General features: G+C 64.3%; 17 protein-coding genes. 10 read left to right on the forward strand and 7 right to left on the reverse strand.

Annotation, left to right across the window (positions count from 1 at the left end; all coding sequences use genetic code 11):
• Nucleotides 1-235: 235 nt before the first annotated feature.
• Nucleotides 236-886 carry a histidine phosphatase family protein gene (locus tag ACODSK_RS26910; RefSeq protein ID WP_489020334.1) on the reverse strand — a complete coding sequence of 217 codons (651 nt, stop codon included), beginning with the start codon at nt 884-886 and terminating at the stop codon, nt 236-238.
• A gap of 50 nt (nt 887-936) precedes the next feature.
• Entirely contained in the window at nt 937-2085 is a 1149-nt protein-coding gene (locus ACODSK_RS26915; RefSeq protein WP_489020335.1) for an acetyltransferase domain-containing protein, read from the reverse strand.
• 139 nt (nt 2086-2224) lie between these two features.
• On the opposite strand from ACODSK_RS26915, the gene ACODSK_RS26920 reads away from it, so the two are divergent.
• Complete coding sequence (locus tag ACODSK_RS26920; protein WP_489020337.1) at nt 2225-3511, forward strand: arsenic transporter; 1287 nt, start codon at nt 2225-2227, stop codon at nt 3509-3511.
• Here ACODSK_RS26920 and ACODSK_RS26925 read toward each other — a convergent pair.
• Nucleotides 3468-4112, reverse strand: coding sequence for a DUF998 domain-containing protein (locus ACODSK_RS26925; protein ID WP_489020339.1), 645 nt, complete (start codon nt 4110-4112; stop codon nt 3468-3470). The genes ACODSK_RS26920 and ACODSK_RS26925 overlap by 44 nt on opposite strands.
• 134 nt (nt 4113-4246) lie before the next feature.
• Here ACODSK_RS26925 and ACODSK_RS26930 point away from each other — a divergent pair, with 134 nt between their 5' ends.
• On the forward strand, nt 4247-5125 hold the full coding sequence (locus tag ACODSK_RS26930; RefSeq protein ID WP_489020341.1) for a LysR substrate-binding domain-containing protein: 879 nt from the start codon (nt 4247-4249) through the stop codon (nt 5123-5125).
• A gap of 155 nt (nt 5126-5280) precedes the next feature.
• Nucleotides 5281-6438, forward strand: coding sequence for a PDZ domain-containing protein (locus ACODSK_RS26935; protein ID WP_489020343.1), 1158 nt, complete (start codon nt 5281-5283; stop codon nt 6436-6438).
• A 54-nt stretch (nt 6439-6492) separates the two neighbouring features.
• On the opposite strand, the gene ACODSK_RS26940 is transcribed toward ACODSK_RS26935, so the two are convergent.
• Nucleotides 6493-7161 carry a hypothetical protein gene (locus ACODSK_RS26940; RefSeq protein ID WP_489020345.1) on the reverse strand — a complete coding sequence of 223 codons (669 nt, stop codon included), beginning with the start codon at nt 7159-7161 and terminating at the stop codon, nt 6493-6495.
• A gap of 273 nt (nt 7162-7434) precedes the next feature.
• Between ACODSK_RS26940 and ACODSK_RS26945 the strand changes: the two genes are divergently transcribed.
• Both ACODSK_RS26945 and ACODSK_RS26950 read left to right on the forward strand, forming a co-directional pair.
• The gene (locus tag ACODSK_RS26945; RefSeq protein WP_489020347.1) at nt 7435-7857 is read left to right on the forward strand and encodes an MAPEG family protein; all 423 of its coding nucleotides are present in this window, start codon (nt 7435-7437) and stop codon (nt 7855-7857) included.
• A gap of 207 nt (nt 7858-8064) precedes the next feature.
• Nucleotides 8065-8583 carry a cysteine hydrolase family protein gene (locus ACODSK_RS26950; RefSeq protein ID WP_489020349.1) on the forward strand — a complete coding sequence of 173 codons (519 nt, stop codon included), beginning with the start codon at nt 8065-8067 and terminating at the stop codon, nt 8581-8583.
• Between the two features lie 146 nt (nt 8584-8729).
• Here the strand turns inward: ACODSK_RS26950 and lysA are convergent, their stop codons facing one another.
• Nucleotides 8730-9947, reverse strand: coding sequence for a diaminopimelate decarboxylase (gene lysA / locus ACODSK_RS26955; protein ID WP_489020351.1), 1218 nt, complete (start codon nt 9945-9947; stop codon nt 8730-8732).
• 125 nt (nt 9948-10072) lie between these two features.
• Here lysA and ACODSK_RS26960 point away from each other — a divergent pair, with 125 nt between their 5' ends.
• From ACODSK_RS26960 to ACODSK_RS26975, 4 genes are all read left to right on the forward strand, one after another.
• Complete coding sequence (locus tag ACODSK_RS26960) at nt 10073-10987, forward strand: LysR family transcriptional regulator (protein WP_489020353.1); 915 nt, start codon at nt 10073-10075, stop codon at nt 10985-10987.
• A gap of 533 nt (nt 10988-11520) precedes the next feature.
• Nucleotides 11521-11847, forward strand: a complete 327-nt coding sequence (locus ACODSK_RS26965) for a DUF485 domain-containing protein (protein ID WP_489020355.1) — start codon at nt 11521-11523, stop codon at nt 11845-11847.
• Nucleotides 11844-13502 carry a cation acetate symporter gene (locus tag ACODSK_RS26970; RefSeq protein WP_489020357.1) on the forward strand — a complete coding sequence of 553 codons (1659 nt, stop codon included), beginning with the start codon at nt 11844-11846 and terminating at the stop codon, nt 13500-13502. The genes ACODSK_RS26965 and ACODSK_RS26970 overlap by 4 nt, the downstream gene beginning before the upstream one ends.
• Nucleotides 13503-13523: 21 nt before the next feature.
• The gene (locus ACODSK_RS26975) at nt 13524-14768 is read left to right on the forward strand and encodes an OprD family porin (RefSeq protein ID WP_489020359.1); all 1245 of its coding nucleotides are present in this window, start codon (nt 13524-13526) and stop codon (nt 14766-14768) included.
• Between the two features lie 101 nt (nt 14769-14869).
• Here ACODSK_RS26975 and ACODSK_RS26980 read toward each other — a convergent pair whose 3' ends face one another.
• Together ACODSK_RS26980 and ACODSK_RS26985 are read right to left on the reverse strand one after the other, a co-directional pair.
• Entirely contained in the window at nt 14870-16171 is a 1302-nt protein-coding gene (locus ACODSK_RS26980; protein ID WP_489020361.1) for a cation:dicarboxylate symporter family transporter, read from the reverse strand.
• A gap of 78 nt (nt 16172-16249) precedes the next feature.
• On the reverse strand, nt 16250-17605 hold the full coding sequence (locus ACODSK_RS26985) for a class-II fumarase/aspartase family protein (RefSeq protein ID WP_489020363.1): 1356 nt from the start codon (nt 17603-17605) through the stop codon (nt 16250-16252).
• A 114-nt stretch (nt 17606-17719) separates the two neighbouring features.
• Between ACODSK_RS26985 and ACODSK_RS26990 the strand changes: the two genes are divergently transcribed.
• Nucleotides 17720-18451 carry a GntR family transcriptional regulator gene (locus tag ACODSK_RS26990; RefSeq protein WP_489020365.1) on the forward strand — a complete coding sequence of 244 codons (732 nt, stop codon included), beginning with the start codon at nt 17720-17722 and terminating at the stop codon, nt 18449-18451.
• Nucleotides 18452-18481 lie beyond the last annotated feature (30 nt).

Genomic DNA, 18481 nt, shown 5'->3' on the forward strand with positions numbered 1-18481 from the left:
GGTGTTGTTCTTGCGGGCCTCATCGCTGGCAAGGCCAGCTCCCACAAGGACCGCGTCGAGCACAGAGACTGTGGCTGGCCGAGAAACCTGTGGGAGTCGGCGTTGCCGACGATGGAGCCATCCGCCCCACCATCGATCTTGCGTATCTGCGTTGTTCTTGCGGGCCTCATCGCTGGCAATGCCAGCTCCCACAGAGACCGCGCCGAGCACAGATACTCTGGCTGGCCCGCAGCTCCTACCGGATCCGCGCAGAGAGCTCTGGATCCGTCCTCTCCCCGAGAACCCACGCAATATCACCAGCCTGCCTGGTTAGCGAGTATCCACCACCATTACGGACAGGATTCTCGATCTCATAAGCCCGCCAGTCAGCCATCGCCGCCCCATCCAGCACCCGGGGCTTTCTCTCCAGCAGCCACGCGACGGCATTCAGGAACTGCCCATGGGAAAACACGGCAATCTCCCTGGCCGGATGTTCAGCGAGGCGATCCAGAAGCGCCTGGGCCCGCGCTACAAAATCGTGGAACGACTCCGCCCCAATGCCATCGCAATAGCCAGGGTCGGACCTCAGCCAATAGGCGTCGACCCAGTGCTTACGCTGGGCGACGGTAGTATCGACACAGCGTGACGGCTCAAGGTAGGTGAATTCCTCGATTGGCCAGACCTCGACCACTGCCGTGGGAAAGACTTGCGCCGTCGCAAGCGCGGTGGCCTGCGCTCTGGCAAAGGGTGATGCAACGATCAGATCCGGCGCCACGGCAAATGACCGGGCAACGCTGCGGGCCTGTTCCACGCCAAGCGGGGTCAGCGGGATGCTTGCGTGATCCCGGCTGGCCTGCCCGGCATTCGCGGCGCTCTGCCCGTGTCGAATGAGTCTTGCCTGTTTCATCTGCTAACGTCCTGTCCGATTCGAGCTGCCGGGCCATGGTTGACCGCCGACTACAAATACTTCAACCACCCAATATCCCGCCGCCGCGCCTTCAACCGGGCAAACCACCCCACCGGCCAGTACAACGCCAGCGCCAGCAACACCGCCGCGCCCCACACCTCCAGCACCGAATCAAAGCCGAAATACGCCCCCTGATTCATCCCCCACAGGGCCACCGCCAGCAGGTACAGCACCTTCAGCACATAAAGGTGCAGCAGATAGAAAAACATCGGCGCCGCACCGAACACCGCCAGCCAGCGCACCACGCGCCCGTCGTTGCGCCGCTCGAACGCCACCAGCAGCAACAGGCCAATGCCCAGGGTGAGCGCGAGGAACAGCAACGACGGCGGGTACTTGGTGATGTTGAAAAAGCCCATCAGCGTCTGCACCGTCGTCTCGCCCGTAGCCCAGGGCTTCTCGCCATAGCCATTGAGCAGACGCAGGACGAAGAACAACCCCAGCGCCCCACCCGCCGTACCGAGCAAGCGCCGAGCACGCAGCCCGGCATCACTGCCCCGGCCAAACCACGGCCCGATCCCGTAACCCAGGGCAATCACGCCGATCCACGGCAGCACCGGGTACGAGGTGCGCAGTCGCAAGCCTTCCGACACCTCGATCCAGCCCCGGTCATGCAGCACCGCCCAGGGCACATGGGCCCAGTGCTCCGCGGCGAAATGCAGCCCGTCCAGCAGGTTGTGCCCGGCCACCAGCAGCAGCCCGAGGCCGATCAGCAGCGCCCGTGGCAACCAGAGCAAACCACTCAACGCCAGCATGCTCAGGCCGATGGCCCAGATCACCTGGAGATAAATGACGCTCGGCGGCAACTGGAAGGTCCAGGCGAAGTTGACCAGGGTGAATTCCAGCACCACCAGGAACAGCCCGCGCTTGAACAGAAACGCCGAGACTGCCGCCCTGCCCTGGTATTTCTCGCCATAGAGAAACGCCGACAGGCCGGTGAGCAGGATGAACACCGGCGCGCACAGGTGCGCCAGGGTCCGGCTGAAGAACAGCGCAGGATCGGTGTGCGCCACATCCATCGGGTCGCTGACCTGCATGTGCAGGTAGAACGTCTCGCGAACGTGATCGAGCAACATGAAGAGGATCACCAGCCCGCGCAGGGCGTCGATGGAGTGGAGTCGGGTGGACAGCGTGGGGGACATGGGGCGGGGCGTTCTCTTTAATGCAATGTAATAGTGTTGCAGATGATGGCACGAGGCCCGGCTGAATGTCACTTTGCCAATCCACCGATCGCCGCTACATTGAGCGGCCGTCTGACTCCTCTCCTACGCCGAGCCCCCCATGCTGATCGCCGCCTCCATCTTCCTCCTCACCCTGGTCCTGGTGATCTGGCAACCCCGCGGCCTGAGCATCGGCTGGAGCGCCAGCGGCGGCGCGGTGCTGGCCCTGCTCGCCGGGGTGGTGCATCCGGGGGATATTCCGGCGGTGTGGGCCATCGTGTGGAACGCCACAGCCACCTTCATCGCCCTGATCATCATCAGCCTGCTGCTCGACGAGGCCGGCTTCTTCGAGTGGGCGGCGCTGCATATGGCGCGCTGGAGCAAGGGCCAGGGCAATCGCCTGTTCGTGTTGATGGTGCTGCTCGGCGCGGCGGTGTCGGCGCTGTTCGCCAACGATGGTGCGGCGCTGATCCTCACCCCCATCGTCGTCGCCATGCTCCAGGCGCTGCGCTTTTCCCCGGCGGCGACCCTGGCCTTCGTCATGGCCGCCGGGTTTATCGCCGACACCGCCAGCCTGCCGCTGGTGGTGTCGAACCTGGTGAATATCGTCTCGGCAGACTTCTTCGGCATCGGCTTCGGCGAGTACGCCTCGGTGATGTGGCCGGTGAACCTGGCGAGCATCGCCGCCACCCTCGGCGTGCTCTGGTGGTTCTTCCGCAAGGACATCCCGGCACGCTTCGAGCCGACCCTGCAGGCACCCCGGGATGCGATCCGCGATCCACACACCTTCTATGCCGGCTGGCTGGTGCTGGTGTTCCTGTTGCTGGCGCTGTTCGCCCTGGAGCCGCTGGGCATTCCGGTGAGCCTGGTGTCGGGGCTGTGCGCGCTGGTCCTGCTGCTGGTGGCCGGGCGCGGCAAGGTGATTTCCACGCGCAAGGTCATGCGCCATGCGCCCTGGCATATCGTGGTGTTTTCCCTGGGGATGTACCTGGTGGTCTACGGCCTGCGCAACGCCGGGCTGACCCAGCAGCTCAGCAGCCTGCTCGACCTGCTCGCCAGCCAGGGCCTGTGGGCCGCGACCCTCGGCACCGGGCTGCTGGCGGCGCTGCTGTCGTCGGTGATGAACAACCTGCCCAGCGTGCTGGTCGGCGCCCTGTCGATCCACGGCGCCGAGGCTGGCGGGGTGATTCGCGAGGCGATGATCTACGCCAACGTGATCGGCTGCGACCTGGGCCCGAAGATCACCCCGATCGGCAGCCTGGCCACCCTGCTCTGGCTGCATGTGCTGGCCGGGCGCAATATCCGCATCACCTGGGGCTACTACTTCAAGGTCGGCAGCCTGCTGACGATTCCGGTACTGCTGGTCACGCTGTCCGCGCTGGCATTGCGCTTGAGCCTGCCAGGCTGAGCCCGGCAAGTATCGCCAGCCAGATCACCGCCGTGCCGTAGTTGAGGCGCTGGTACAGGCCAAAGCCATGACCGGCCTCCAGCGCCTGGCCCATCAGGCCGACGGTGACCAGCGCCAGCACCGTGCACAACGCCGAGAACCAGGCGAAACCACGACTATCGAGCAGGCGTTTGCCGAGAACAATCCACAGTGCACTGGCCAGCGTCAGCGACAGGAACATCACTAGCCCGGACAGGTTGTGCATCTGCTGGGAGAACGACGGCTGCACCGGAGCGCAGCCCTGGTCGCAGGAAAACACCCCGGTGCCGAAGCTGCCCAGGCCATGCACCAGAACCAGCAGCGCGCTCAACCGCGCCAGGCGGGAGTCGGAGAAACGCCGCCACAGACCAAGTGCCACCAGCACGAACAAAACACCCAACGGGAAATTGTTGATCCACGGGGAGAAGGCATGGGTCACCGCGCCCTGCTCGCCCAGCCGGCTCATGGCGAAATCCAGGTGGCTGTAGCCGGGATAGTGGCTGGCGGTCAGGACCACCCCACAGACCAGCCACAGCGGAATCACCCCGCCCGCCCCCAGCAATACCTGGTCGATCGTCTTCATGTCGCGGCACACTCCGTTGTTGTTCGAAGCGCCGATGCTAGGGATCTCTTGCGTCCAATCGTTACCGATTTTTTTGCAAGCCAGCTTGCCCATGCGTCATCCTGTCGCCCCTCGCGCTCCAAGGATGGCTGTACGTGACCCGCCGCTTGCCCAGCACCACCGCCCTGCTCGCCCTCGAAGCCGCCGCCCGGCACCAGAGCTTCGCCCGCGCCGCCCAGGAGCTGTCCGTCACTGAAGGCGCCATCAGCCGGCAGATCGCCAAACTGGAAAGCCAGCTCGGCGTGCGCCTGTTCCAGCGCAGCGGCAACCGTGTCGAACTCAGCGAACCCGGCGCCCGCTACGCCGCCGACATGCGCGAAGCCCTCGACCTGATCGAGCGCAAGACCCGCCAGTTGCAAGCCGACAGCCGCCCCGACACGGCCCTGGAAATCGGCGTGATTCCGACTCTCGCCAGCCGCTGGCTGATACCCCGCATGGCGCGTTTTCATCAGCGTTATCCACAGGTGCGGATCAATCTGCGTGAGCGCACCGAGCCCTTCGACCTGGCGGCCAGCGGCTTGCATGCGGCAATCAATGTCGAGCACCCGGCCTGGAGCGGTTTGCCGGTACAACCACTGTTCCAGGCCCCGCTGCTCGCCGTGTGCCATCCCGACCTGGCCGCGCGTGCGCCGGGCGAGATGCCACTGCTGCACAAGTACGACAACGGCGAGCAGTGGAGCGACTACGCACGGCATAGCGCTATCGACCTGCCCCAGGCGCAAAGCGGACCACGTTACGACCGGTTTTCCCTGCTGATCGATGCAGCGCGCAGCGGCATGGGCATGGCCCTGGTGCCGCGCCTGTATGTAGAAGAGGACCTCGACCAGGGCCGCTTGAACGCACCCTGGCCGCAGGTCGGGCAGTTGAGCGAGCGCTATGTGCTGGTCGAGCCCCTCGCTGGGCAAAATCCGGCGCTGGACCTTTTCAGACACTGGTTGCTGGAACAAAGCGCGGAGCAACCCGACAGCCATTGATCTGTCGCGCCATTGATTCCCGCGCTTTTCCGCTCGCGGCGATATACAACCACAAGGCAAATCGCCATTATCGCCGAACAATCACAGGCACCAACGCGTGCACAGGAGAAGTCGATGGTCAGGGCGCGATTCAAGCAGGCAAAAGGTGCGACACGATGAATGAGCGTCTGTTGACCAGCCTGCGTCTTGGCGCTGTGGCAATGGCCGCCGCCACCCTTCCCGGCTGTGTGGCCCAGGTCGCCCACGCCGTGTTTTCCCCTGTGCTGGATGCCGCCGCCGACGCCGCCCTGACGCCCGAAAGCGTCGGCATCAGCCCGGCCAACTGGCGCGGCCGGACCTGCGAGCAACTGCAACTGAACTACGCGCAGACCGCCGACTCCCGGCAGCGCTTTGCCGCAGACGGCGACAGCACCATGGTCAAGACCATGGGCTGGCAACTGGATGCGATCAACCAGGTGCGCGGTGAACAGGGCTGCCTGAACGGCACCGCCAGCGTGGCCGCCTCGGGCCAGGCGGCGAACCTCGCGCCACGTCCCACCGCCCCGGTTGCCGCTGCCCCGGTGCAATCCAGCCAATCCAGCCAATCCAGCCAATCCGCCAGCACGACGGTCCAGCGCCTGGGCATGACCCTGCAACGTCCAAGCGCGGAAATGGTCAAGGCCCTGGGCCTGACCAGCAGCGGCGGAGCCTGGGTGGTCAGCGTCACCCCGGACAGCCCGGCGGCCAAGGCCGGATTGAAACCGCTGGATGTGATCCTCGATGTGTCCGGCCAGCAGGTGCAGGCGCCAGACGATGTCGAGGCCATCGCCGGCCGCCTGCGCGCTGGCTATCGCGCAGCACTGGGCATCTGGCGCGAGCGCGGGGCGAAGGAACTGACGCTCGAAGTACCCGCTGCGACGACAGTCACGCCGGTAGCCGTGGCAGCACCCGTGCCTGCGCCCCCGGCAGCCGAGCAGGGCGGTACGTTCTGCCATGCCTACGTGTATGTGGTGAACCAGCCGGGGGGCGTGCAATCGGAACTGTTCCAGAGCCCGGCCAGCGAATTGAACGCCGCGACGATGATCAGTTCGCTGTCCGCATTCGTCAGCAAGGTGCGCCAGCTTCACCCGAATGACTGGCGCCCCTTCACCTTCGCGGAAACCCAGTGCTCGCCGGCTGCGGGGTATTGCTTCGGCAACGGCGAGAACCCGTTGTTCGGCGGCAAGCAGATGGCCGGCCAGTTCTGCTACACCAACCGCGAGCAGGCCCAGCGGCATTACGACGAGTTCAACACGGTCAAGCCGGTGTACCAGACCGTGCGCCTGCAACCCTGAACAAGCGCCGAACACACCGATTGAATCCACTCGCGTACTCATGAACAGGCAGCGCTACACAAGACCTTTAGCAGCGTAGAAGCCGCTTGGAAGATCGATCACAAACTCGCGATCCGGGGCGTCCTCGAAAATATCCTGGTAGTTCGGCATGTCGAAATGCACATTGGAGAAAGCACCGGCCAGATGCATGCTGCCTTCCCCATCGACATCATGATTGACTTCGAGGAACCCGGAAGCAGGTTGCTGCCACACAAAATAGACCTCCCCGGTGATAGCTCTATAAGCCAGACCGTGGGCCATCCAGGGGCGCTGCCAATTATCGAGAGGTTCGGACAAGTCATACACTGCACCGCTGTGCCGATCGAAAACAGTGAAGCTGATCCGTTCGGCCCATCCATTGAAAATAGCGTTCGGACGCATGACTTCCGCCGCGAGAAGCCACGCCGGAATAGGGCCATTCTCGTCTCCAAAATCGTGGGAACGCTGCTTCTCCAGGGACTCGGCGTTGAACGTACGCGACACACCGTCGAGCAGGAAACTGGTCTCGAAAATGTCGCCATCAGGCAACTTCTCCTTTCCGGTGAGTTCCCCATCGAGCGCACGGCGCAGCCCTGGCTCATTCTTCAGATCGATCCTGAGGACATGTGCCCCTTTCACTTGCTTGTGTTCAATCACGCTTTGTGGGTGCACGCCTGATAAACGCGCAAGAATGTTGATATCCATGGTGTAGCCTCCGAAACATGCTGCAATTGACTGACGCTTCGTTCCCACTGGGCTCGAAGAAGAACGCACGTGACAGCTTCACGCTCGCTCCTTATCGGTGAAGTCACCGAAATGCACCCGGCCAGTCTATTGTCCGCACCGTTTCTCGACACCTGACAGAAATATCAGGTACCCCGGCACAGTGTTGTACGCGGGGACTCTGGATAGCTAGGAAAGACTGGTACCGACTGCTAGCCTGCGTCGGCGCAATCGCCCTCTGTCAAAGGAATGAACATGGATATTCTGCTGTCAGCCTATGCCCTGTGTGTCGTGGTCCTGTTCCTGAAGATGCTCGCCATCTCCTGCTATCAGGGCTATTACCGGATCAGCCGCAAGACCTTCCAGAACGCCGAGGACGCCCGCTTCGTCGGGCGCCAGGCGAGTGCCGAGGAGTTGCCGCAAGTGGTGCGCGCGGCCAAGGCCTGGGGCAACGATCTGGAGAACATCCCGCTGTTCTTCGTCCTCGGTGGCCTGTGCGTGGCACTGGACACCGCCACGAGCGCCAGCCTCGCGCTGTTCTGCGTGTTCACCGGCGCTCGGATCGTTCATACCCTGTGCTACCTGAATCAGTGGCAGCCCTGGCGTACCCTCGCTTACGCCATCGCCCTTGGCGCGCTGCTGGGCATGGCGGGGATGATCGCGATCAAGGCGCTGTAGGACTTGCCAGTAACCTGCCATCAAGGCTAGTGTCAGGCCCATGACTCTGCTGCGCAGCACCTCGACCACCACCACGACCACCGCCAAGGGCGGGGGACGCGGGTGTCGCTGAGCTGCTGAAAGCCAGACCCCGAAAGGCCCCGCCAGCGATGGACGGGGCCTTTTTTCTGATCCCGTGTCGCTGGCTTATCTCAAGGAGCGACACCCATGCATGCACTCTTGATTCTCGATCTGCAGGTCGGCCTGTTTCATGGCCCGGACAAACCGTGGCGCGGCGCTGAACTGCTGGACGCGGTAAACACCCTGCTGGACAAGGCCCACGCCGCTGGCGCGCCGGTGTTCCTCGCCCGCCATGTCGGCCCGCCAGGCTCGCCACTGGCGCCGGACAGTGCGCTGACGCAACTGATCCCCGAGCTGAGGCTGGACGGTAGCGAGACGGTGTTCGAGAAGCAGCGGCCCAGTGCGTTTGTCGGCACCGGCTTGCTGGAGCGGTTGAAGGCGGCTGGCGTCAGTGGCCTGGTGATCTGCGGGATGAAGACCCAGTACTGCGTCGACAGCACCTGCCGTGCTGCGCGGGATCTGGGGCTGGAGGCGGTGCTGGTCGAGGACGGCCATAGCTGTTCCGACACGCCAGTGCTGAGCGCCGAGGCGATTGTCGGCCATCACAATGCGACGTTGGCCGGGCCATTCTGCCGGCTGGTGACGGCGCAGGAGTGGCAGTTCTGATCGGTTATCGGCTCAGGGCTGCGGGCCGATGCTGATGGCCTCATCGCTGGCAACGCCAGCTCCCACAGGGTTATGCGGTGTGCACAATCCCTGTGGGAGCCGGCGTTGCCGGCGATGAGGCCATTAGTGCCAATAGAGGCCGGAAGTTACAGCCCCTCTTCCAGCGCCAGCAGATCAGCCAGCGGCTGCGGCCGGCGAATCAGCTTGATCTCGGCACCATCGAGCAGCACTTCGGCCAACAGCGGACGGCTGTTGTAGTTGGACGACATCGACGCGCCATAGGCACCGGTGTCGTGCATCACCAGCAGATCACCGACCTGAGGTTGTGGCAGCAGGCGCGGGACCAGGCCCTGGTCGTCCTGGGTGAAGACGTCGCCGGACTCGCACAGCGGGCCACCGACCACGCATTCCACCTGGGCACGATCCTCGGCACCGAGCACGCTCATATGGTGATAGGCACCGTACATGGCCGGGCGCATCAGGTCGTTGAAGCCGGCATCGACCAGCACGAACTGACGGCTACCAGCGCGCTTGACCGCACGCACCTCGGTGACCAGGCGACCCGACTCGGCCACCAGGAAACGCCCCGGTTCGATCTCCATGCGCACCGGATGGGCGAGGAAGGCTTCGACCTGGTCCTTGGCTTTCTGCCAGGTGCTGGCGTAGCGCTCGACATCCACCGCCACATCACCCTCGCGGTACGGCGTGGACAGGCCACCACCGATGGAGAACGCCTCGATATCGTGGTCCAGCGCCTGGATGGTGGCGACCATGGCGCCACCGACCTGGGCCAGGTGGTCGTAGTCGACGCCAGAACCGATATGCATATGGATGCCCACCAGGTGCAGGCCGTACTGGCGGATCACCGCGATGGCATCGCCGATCTCCTCATGCCAGATCCCGTGCTTGCTGTTTTCGCCGCCGGTGTTGGTCTTGCGGCTGTGGCCGTAGCCGAAACCGGGGTTGATGCGCAGCCAGACGCGATGGCCCGGCGAGTGCTCACCCAGTTGGCGGAGCATGTCGATGGAGCCGCAGTTGACTTCGACCTTGAGTTCCACCACCCGGCGCAGGGTCGGCTTGTCCAGCAGGTCGCAGGTCAGGACCACGCCGGCGGGATCGCCTTCCGGGCTGTAGCCGGCCAGCAGCGCACGCTCCAGTTCGCCAAGGGAGACGGCATCGACGCGCACGCCATGCTCGCGCATCAGGCGCAGGATATGCAGGTTGGAACTGGCCTTCTGGGCGAAACGCACCACATCGAAACAGGCCAGGCGCTGGATGCGCTCGCGGATGACCGCGGCGTCGTAGGTCCAGAACGGGGTGGGGAACTGCTGCGCAGCGGCGGCCAGGGCGGTGGTTGCGGTCATGACGAGATCCGGGAAGGTGGGAAAGAACGCCATGATGCCGAAAGGCGACCATTCAGAAAAATATCTATTCTTTGTCAGGCCATTCAGTTTTGATATGCAACTTTTGCCCGACAGGTGTTTCCAGCATGAGTCTCTCCGTCCGCCATATCGAAGTGTTCCGCGCCATCATGCTGGCCGGTAGCGTCACCGGCGCGGCGCGCCTGCTGTTTACCTCGCAGCCGACCCTGAGCCGCGAGCTGGCAAGGCTGGAAAGCCTCAGCGGGCTGACCCTGTTCGATCGCCAGGGCGGCCGCCTGCTGCCCACTGCCCAGGCGCTGATGCTGCTGGAGGAAGTGGAACGTTCCTATGTCGGGCTGGAGCGGATCAACAGCCTGGTGGAGTCGATCCGCCGCTTCGAGCACGGCCAGCTCGACCTGACCTGCCTGCCGCTGTTTTCCCAGACCCTGCTGCCGCGGGTGTGCAAGCAGTTCCAGCGCGAACACGGCGGTATCGGCCTGTGCATCAGTGCCCAGGAGTCGCCGCTGCTGGATGAATCCCTCAGCGCCCAACGCCATGACCTGGGCCTGACCGAAGGTGAACAGGTGCCCCGGGGTACCCGTGGCGAGCTGCTGTTCAGTGCCGACATGCTCTGCGTGCTGCCGGACGGGCATCCCTTGCTGGCCCGGGAACGGCTGGCGGTGGCGGATTTCCAGGGCGTCGCCTTCATCAACCTGGCGGGTCGCGATATCTATCGCCAGCGTCTCGACGAGCAGTTCCGCAGCGCCGGAGTCGAGCGCCATACGGTGGTCGAAACCACCAATGCGGCGTCGGTGTGCGCCATGGTTCGCGAGGGGCTGGGGGTGGCGATCATCAATCCGCTGAGTGCGCTGAACGAGGCCGGGCGCGGCTTGCAGGTCAGGCGGCTGGAGGTGTCGATTCCCTATCGGGTGATGCTGATCCGGCCGGAGTTTCGGCCGTCGTCGGGGTTCGTCGAGGCGTTTTGTGAGGCGTTGAAGGCCGAGGCTGGGGGATTGATGGAGCGGCTGAAAGATCTTCGTTGACCGGATTGGGGCCGCTATGCGGCCCTTCGCGAGCAAGCTCGCTCCCACAGTGTGGTGGTGCATGTGGAAGCGAACTTGCTCGCGAAGGACCGCAAAGCGGTCCCAACCGAGTCAACACTGACCATCTGGTAACTAATCCATTAAGCAGCCCTGCACCAACCAAAAAACGACATAGAACATGAATTAGATATAGTACAAATACCATACAAAGCAGGTATTACTTCCATAACTTATCAGGCCTGTTATATAAACTCCCCGGAGCCATCTGCGCCGCTTCCTCCCGACAAGGACGCGGCAACCATCAAGAGCTAACAATCAGCCGCCGGGTGCCACACATGTCGATTCTTCTTCTCGCCGCCAGTCCTCCGTCCGCGCGTCCGTCCTGGGTGCACCGCGTTTTCCGAACACCCCGCTAGCCAGACCTCATCCGCCAGTTTTCGGTGACGGGCCCGCGCCCGCCGCCCCGGCTTTCTGCACCCCGAAAAAAAGCGCCAGACAAAAAAACCACAAGAAAAACCAAGGAGCCCCACCCCATGAGCAGCAATGACCTGTCCCACTCGCAACACTGCGCGCGGATCCGCGCCAACCCGAAATTCCAGCAACTGGTGCGCAACCGCTCGCGCCTGTCCTGGTCCCTCAGCGCCGCCGTGCTGGGCGCCTATTACCTGTTCATGGCGGTGGTGGCGTTCCAGCCACATTGGCTGCATGCACCACTGGCCGAAGGCCGCCAGCTGACCCTGGGAATTCCCGTGGCGGCGGGGTTGATCGTGCTGTCCTGGCTGCTCACCGGCTGGTACGTGCGCAGCGCCAACACGCGCTTCGACGCCATGAGCGCCGACCTGCTGGAGGAGCTGAAATGAGCCGCCGCCTGCTCTGCCTCGGCACCCTGCTGCTGGCCCCGGCACTGGCCCTCGCCGCGCCGATCGTGGCCGAGAAGCAACCGGTCAACCTGCACGCCATCGGCATGTTCTTCGTATTCGTCCTCGGCACCCTGGCGATCACCTGGTGGGCCGCCCGGCAAACCCGTTCGACCTCGGACTTCTACACCGCCGGCGGCGGCATCAGCGGCTTCCAGAACGGCCTGGCGATCGCCGGTGACTACATGTCCGCGGCGACCCTGCTGGGCCTGTCCAGCCTGGTCTTCGCCAAGGGCTACGACGGCTTCATCTATACCGTGGCGTTCTTCGTCGGCTGGCCGCTGATCACCTTCCTGATGGCCGAACGGTTGCGCAATCTAGGGCGCTTCACCTTTGCCGACATCGTCTCCTACCGCCTCGACCAGACCCGGATCCGCACCTTCGCCGCCTTCGGTTCGCTGACCGTGGTGTGCTGCTACCTGGTGGTGCAGATGGTCGGCGCCGGGCAGTTGATCAAGCTGCTGTTCGGCCTCGACTACCGCACCGCAGTGATGGTGGTCGGCGTGCTGATGCTGGTCTACGTGATCTTCGGCGGCATGATCGCCACCACCTGGGTGCAGATCATCAAGGCCGTGCTGCTGCTCGCCGGCGGCAGCACCCTGGCCCTGCTGGCCATGGCCGAATTCGGCTTCAGCTTCGAAACCCTCGCCGCCCGCGCGGTGCAGGCCCATGCCAGTGGCTGGAACATCATGGGCCCCGGCTCGATGCTGGCCGATCCGGTCAACGCTGCCTCGCTGTCCCTCGGCCTGGTCTTCGGCATCGCCGGGCTGCCGCACATCCTGATGCGTTTCTTCACCGTGCCGAACGCCAAGGAAGCGCGCAAATCGGTGTTCTACGCCACCGGTTTCATCGGTTTCTTCTTCCTGGTGGTGATGGTCCTCGGCTACGCCGCCATCGTCATCGTCGGCAGCGATCCGCAGTTCTTCGTTGGCGGTGATGTGAAGGCCGCGCTGATCGGCGGCGGCAACATGGTCGCCATGCACCTGGCCAAGGCGGTGGGCGGCAACCTGTTCCTCGGCTTCCTCTCGGCAGTAGCCTTCGCCACCATCCTCGCGGTGGTTTCCGGCCTGGCCCTGGCCGGGGCCTCGGCGATTTCCCATGACCTGTACGCCACCGTGCTGAAGAAAGGCACGGCCAGCGAGCAGGAGGAAATGCGCGTGACCCGCTTCGCCACCATCGGCCTCGGTTTGATCGCGATCTGCCTGGGCTTCCTGTTCGAACAGCAGAACATCGCCTTCCTGGTCGGCCTGACCTTCGGTATCGCCGCCTCGACCAACTTCCCGGTGCTGATCATGGCCATGTACTGGAAAGGCCTGACCACCCGTGGCGCCCTGGCTGGCGGTTTCGCCGGGCTGGTCAGCGCCCTGGTGCTGGTGATCCTGTCGCCGGCGGTGTGGGTCGCGGTACTGGGCAATGCCAAGGCGATCTACCCCTACGACCACCCGGCGCTGTTCTCCATGCCGCTGGCGTTCCTGGTGACCATCGTCGTCTCGCTGCTCGACAACAGCGCCCGCGCCACCCGCGAGCGCGATGCCTTCGACGACCAGTTCGTCCGCGCCCAGACTGGCCTGGGTGCCGCAGCCGCGTCCAACCACTAATAACAACAAGAGACCCCAACCATGCTCCGCACCCTTACCCCACTGGCCCTCGCCCTCCTCTGCTGCCAGGCCCAGGCCGCCTTTCTCGACGACAGCAAGGCCAGCCTCGAAGCACGCAACTTCTACTTCAACCGCGACTTCCGCCAGGACGGCGCGGCGCAGTCGAAGATCGATGAATGGGCGCAAGGCTTCCTGCTGCGCTACGAATCCGGCTTTACCGAAGGCACCCTGGGCTTCGGCGTCGACGCCATCGGCCTGCTCGGGCTCAAGCTCGACTCAAGTCCCGACCGGGCCGGCAGCGGCCTGTTGCAGCGTGACCGCGAGGCGCCGAAACGCGCTCGCGACAGCTACGGCGACCTCGGCCTGACCGCCAAGGTCCGCGCCTCCAACAGCGTGCTCAAGGTCGGCACGCTGATCCCCAAGCTGCCGGTGCTGATGCCCAACGACTCGCGCCTGCTGCCGCAGGTGTTCGAGGGGGGGCAACTGAGCGTGCAGGAGATCAGGAACCTCAGCATCGACCTCGGCCGGCTGCGTCAGGTCAACCAGCGCGACTCCCAGGACTACGAGGACATCGGCCTGACCACCGGCGCGGCGAAAGGCATCGTCACCCGCTACAGCGGCAGCGACCGCTTCGACTTCGGCCACCTCAACTACAAATGGACCGACAGCCTCAACACCAGCTACAGCTACGGCGGCCTGGAGCACTTCTACCGCCAGCACATGCTCGGCCTTGGCCACACCTGGGCACTGGGTGACGGGCAGACGCTGAAGAGCGATCTCCGCTTCGCCCGCTCGCAGGACGACGGCGGCAGCAATGTCGACAACAGGGCGCTGGGGGCGATGTTCACCTACGGCATCAAGGGCCACGCCTTCGGTCTGGGCTACCAACGCATGAGCGGCGACACCGGCTTCGCCTACATCAACGGCGCCGATGCCTGGCTGGTGAACTTCGTGCAGATCGGCGACTTCGCCAACAAGGACGAACGCTCGTGGCAGGCGCGCTATGACTTCAACTTCGCCAGCGTGGGGATTCCCGGGCTGACCTTCATGACCCGCTACCTGACCGGTGACAATGTCGATCTCGGCGCCGGGCGGCCGGAGGGCAAGGAATGGGAGCGGGACATGGACATCGGCTATGTGGTGCAGAGCGGGCCGCTGAAGAACCTCGGGCTGAAGTGGCGCAATGCGACGGTGCGGTCGAGCCACTTCGGCAATGACCTGGATGAGAACCGGCTGATCCTGAGTTATACCCTGGCCTTGTGGTGATCTTCAGGGCCTCATCGCTGGCAAGCCAGCTCCCACAGGGACCGCGTGCACCGCTGAACCTGTGGGAGCCGGCTTGCCGGCGATGAGGCCCTGACAGTCACTCAAAGGGCAGCGGCGGGACTCCTCCCCAGCACCCGCTCATACTCCTCCTTTGCCGTCTGCTCCGAGAACTCCCCGGCCCATTTCGCCACCACCACGGTGGCGACGCTGTTGCCGATGGTGTTGCAGGTGGCGATAGCCATGGACATGAAGCGGTACACACCGAACAACAGCGCCAGCCCTTCCACCGGCAATACACCGATGGCGGTGACGGTGGCGGCGAAGACCACGAAGCTGCCGCCGGACACCGCCGCCGCGCCCTTGGAGGTCACCAGCATGATCGCCACCATGCCCAGTTGCTGCTCCCAGGTCAGCGGCACGCCGTAGGCGTTGGCGATGAACAGCACGCACAGCGACATGTAGATCGAGGTGCCGTCGAGGTTGAAGGCGTAGCCGGTGGGCAGCACCAGACCGACGCTCTGCTTGGAGCAACCGAGTTTTTCCAGCTTCAGCAGCAGGCGCGGCAGCGCGCTTTCCGACGAGGCGGTACCGAGGACGATGAAGATCTCGTCCTTGATGTACTTGAGGAAGCGCCACAGGCTGAAGCCCGACAACCGGCACACCGCACCCAGCACGATGGCGATGAACAGCACCACCGCCACGTAGAACATCAGCACCAGGTTGGCCAGCGACATCAACACCGCCGTGCCGTTGCTGCCCACCGCGTAGGCCACCGAACCGAAGGCACCAAGCGGGGCGAACTTCATGATCAGGTTGATGAACTCGAAGAAGCATTCGGAGACGCGGTTGAGGCCGTCCTCGATCACGGCACGGCGCTCGTGCTTGAGCGCCAGCAGGGCGAAGCCGAACAGCACCGAGATCACCAGCACCTGGAGCAACTGGCCACCGGCGAAGGCGCCGACGAAGTTGTCCGGGAAGATGCCGTAGATGAACTCCATGGTCGAACCCGGCGCATGCCCCTTGGCCAGGGCCGCAGCCGCCGCGCTGGCAGTGGCGCTGTTGGGGTGGGCGTCGTGCATGCTCGAACCGATGTCCAGCAGGTTGCCCCAGACCAGGCCGATGGCCAGGGCGATGGTGGACACCACTTCGAAGTACACCAGGGCGCGCCAGCCAACCTTGCCGACGCGCTTGATGTCACCGGCCGAGGCGATGCCGTGGACCACGGTGAAGAACACCAGCGGGGCGACGGCGGTCTTGATCAGCTTGAGGAAGATGTCGCCGAGGATCTTGAAGCTGGCAGCGATCTCGGGGGCGATGAAGCCGAAGGCGATGCCCAGGACCATGGCCGCGACGACCTGGAAGGTCAGGTCGCGGTACAGCGGTTTTTTCGTGGAAGCAGTCATGTTCGCGATCTCTTATTGTCTTTATCGGTGTGGCGAGACAGACAGGGCGCGCCGAATCGATGCGCCCTGCGAACGGGTTCAGCGCTTGACCGCACCCTCGCGGGCCAGGGCGCGATCGACCATCTGCGGGGCCAGGCCGAGGTAGTTGGCCGGGTCGGTGAGACGCTCCAGTTCGGCGCGGTCGAGGCGGTCGGTGACTTCGGTACGGGCCAGCAGCGCATCGAGCAGGCTGATGCCATCGTCGTTAGCCACGCGGCAGGCGGCGTAGACCACATCGTGGGCGACCTGGCGGCCGAGGGCCGGGGCCAGGCCCATCATCACCGCCTCGGCGACGATCAGGCCGCGGGTCATGTCGAGGTTCTGGCGCATGCGTTCGGTGCGCACTTCCAGGCCAGCGAGCATGAATTTCGCTTGGCCGAGGGACGCCGCCGACAGGGCGAAGGCTTCCGGAATCGCCACCCACTCGGCCTGCCACGGGCCGGTCGAGCGCTCAAAGTCCTGGATCATCGCGTCGAGCATCAGCCCGGCCTGCTGGCGCACGCCCTTGGCAGCGGCATACATCAGCTCGCAGGAAATCGGGTTGCGCTTTTGCGGCATGGTGCTGCTGGCGCCACGGCCCTTGACGAAGGGCTCGTACACCTCGCCCAGCTCGCTGGTCATCATCATCATCACATCGAGGGCGACCTTGCCCAGGGAGCCGGTGACCAGGCCGAGGAAGTTGAGGGTTTCCGCCAGGCCGTCGCGGGCCACGTGCCAGGTGGCTTGCGGCACACCCAGGCCGAGTTCGGCCATCAGCGCTTCCTGCACTTCCAGGCCTTTGTCGCCCAGCGATGCCAGGGTGCCGGCGGCACCGGCGAACTGGCCGATCTCGACCCGCGGACGCAACTCGGCCAGGCGCTCGGCGTGGCGGTCGAACATGCTCAGCCACACCGCGACCTTGTAGCCGAAGGTGATCGGCAGCGCGTGCTGCAGGTGGGTGCGGCCGGCCATCGGGGTGTCGCGGTACTGCTTCGCCAGACCGGCGAGCAGGCCGCGCACCGCCTGGATATCGCGCTCGACGATGGCCAGCGCGGCACGCACCTGGAGGACCACGGCGGTGTCCATGATGTCCTGGGTGGTGGCGCCCCAGTGTACATAGCGTCCGGCTTCGCCACAGAGCTTCGACAGTTGCTCGACCAGCGGCAGGATCGGATAGCCGACGATCTCGGTCTCGTGCTGCATATGGGCCAGGTCGAGGGACTCGAAGCGCGCCAGCTCGGCGATCTGCACGGCGGCCTCGGCAGGGATCACGCCACAGCGGGCTTCGGCCTTGGCCAGGGCGATTTCGACTTCGATATAGCGCTCGATCAGGGCTTTATCGGAGAACACCGAACGCATCTCGGCGGTGCCGAACATATCGCGGAAAAGGGCGGAGTCAAAGACAGTGGTAGACATGGCGTGGTCCCGTAATGATTGTTATGTCCGTACATATTAAAATGTACGGACATATGAATACGCCGAGACTGATACACTGTCAATCCATTCTGTATTTCGGGACTGACGGACGGCATGAACGAGGCTCGCTACGCGCTGGTAGCCAAGGATTTGAAAGACAAGATCGCCAGTGGCGGCTACCCGGTCGGTTCGCTGCTGCCGACCGAGCTGGAGCTCTGCGATCTGTACGAGGTCAGCCGGCATACCGTGCGCGCGGCCATCACCCAGTTGCAGAACCTGGGGCTGGTATCGCGGCGCAAGCGGGTCGGCACGCGGGTCGAGGCGTCAACGCCGAGTGGCGGCTATCGCCATTCGCTGGCCTCAGTGGAGGACCTGGTGCACCTGGCGGAGACCCAGGAACGGGCGATTCAGGAAGTCCGGCATTTTGTTGCTGATATCGCCGAAGCCGAGCGCCTGGGCCTGCAACCCGGGGGGCATTACTTCTGCATTTCCAGCATTCGCGTGGATGACGAGCGCGGGCGCGCACCGATGTGCTGGACCGATGTGTATGCCGACGAGGCCTATACCGAGGTGATCGAGCTGGCCCGGGAGCACCCGGATGCGCTGGTGGCGGCGTTGATCGAACGGCATTTCGGCCGGCGCATCGAAGTGGTCGACCAGCAGGTGCGGGCGGTGCTGCTAAGTGCCGAGCTGGCCGGGAAGCTGGATGCCGTCGCGGGTGAGCCGGGGTTGAAGATCATCCGCCATTACCGCGATGAGCAAGGGCGGTTGGTGGTGGTGTCGGAAACCGTGCATCCGGATGATCGTTTTACCCTGGTGATGCAGATGAAGCGGGAGAAAGCCTGAGGTTTGCTGTGCTGGTGAGGGCCTCATCGC

It is taken from the genome of Pseudomonas sp. FG98 (genome assembly GCF_057808595.1).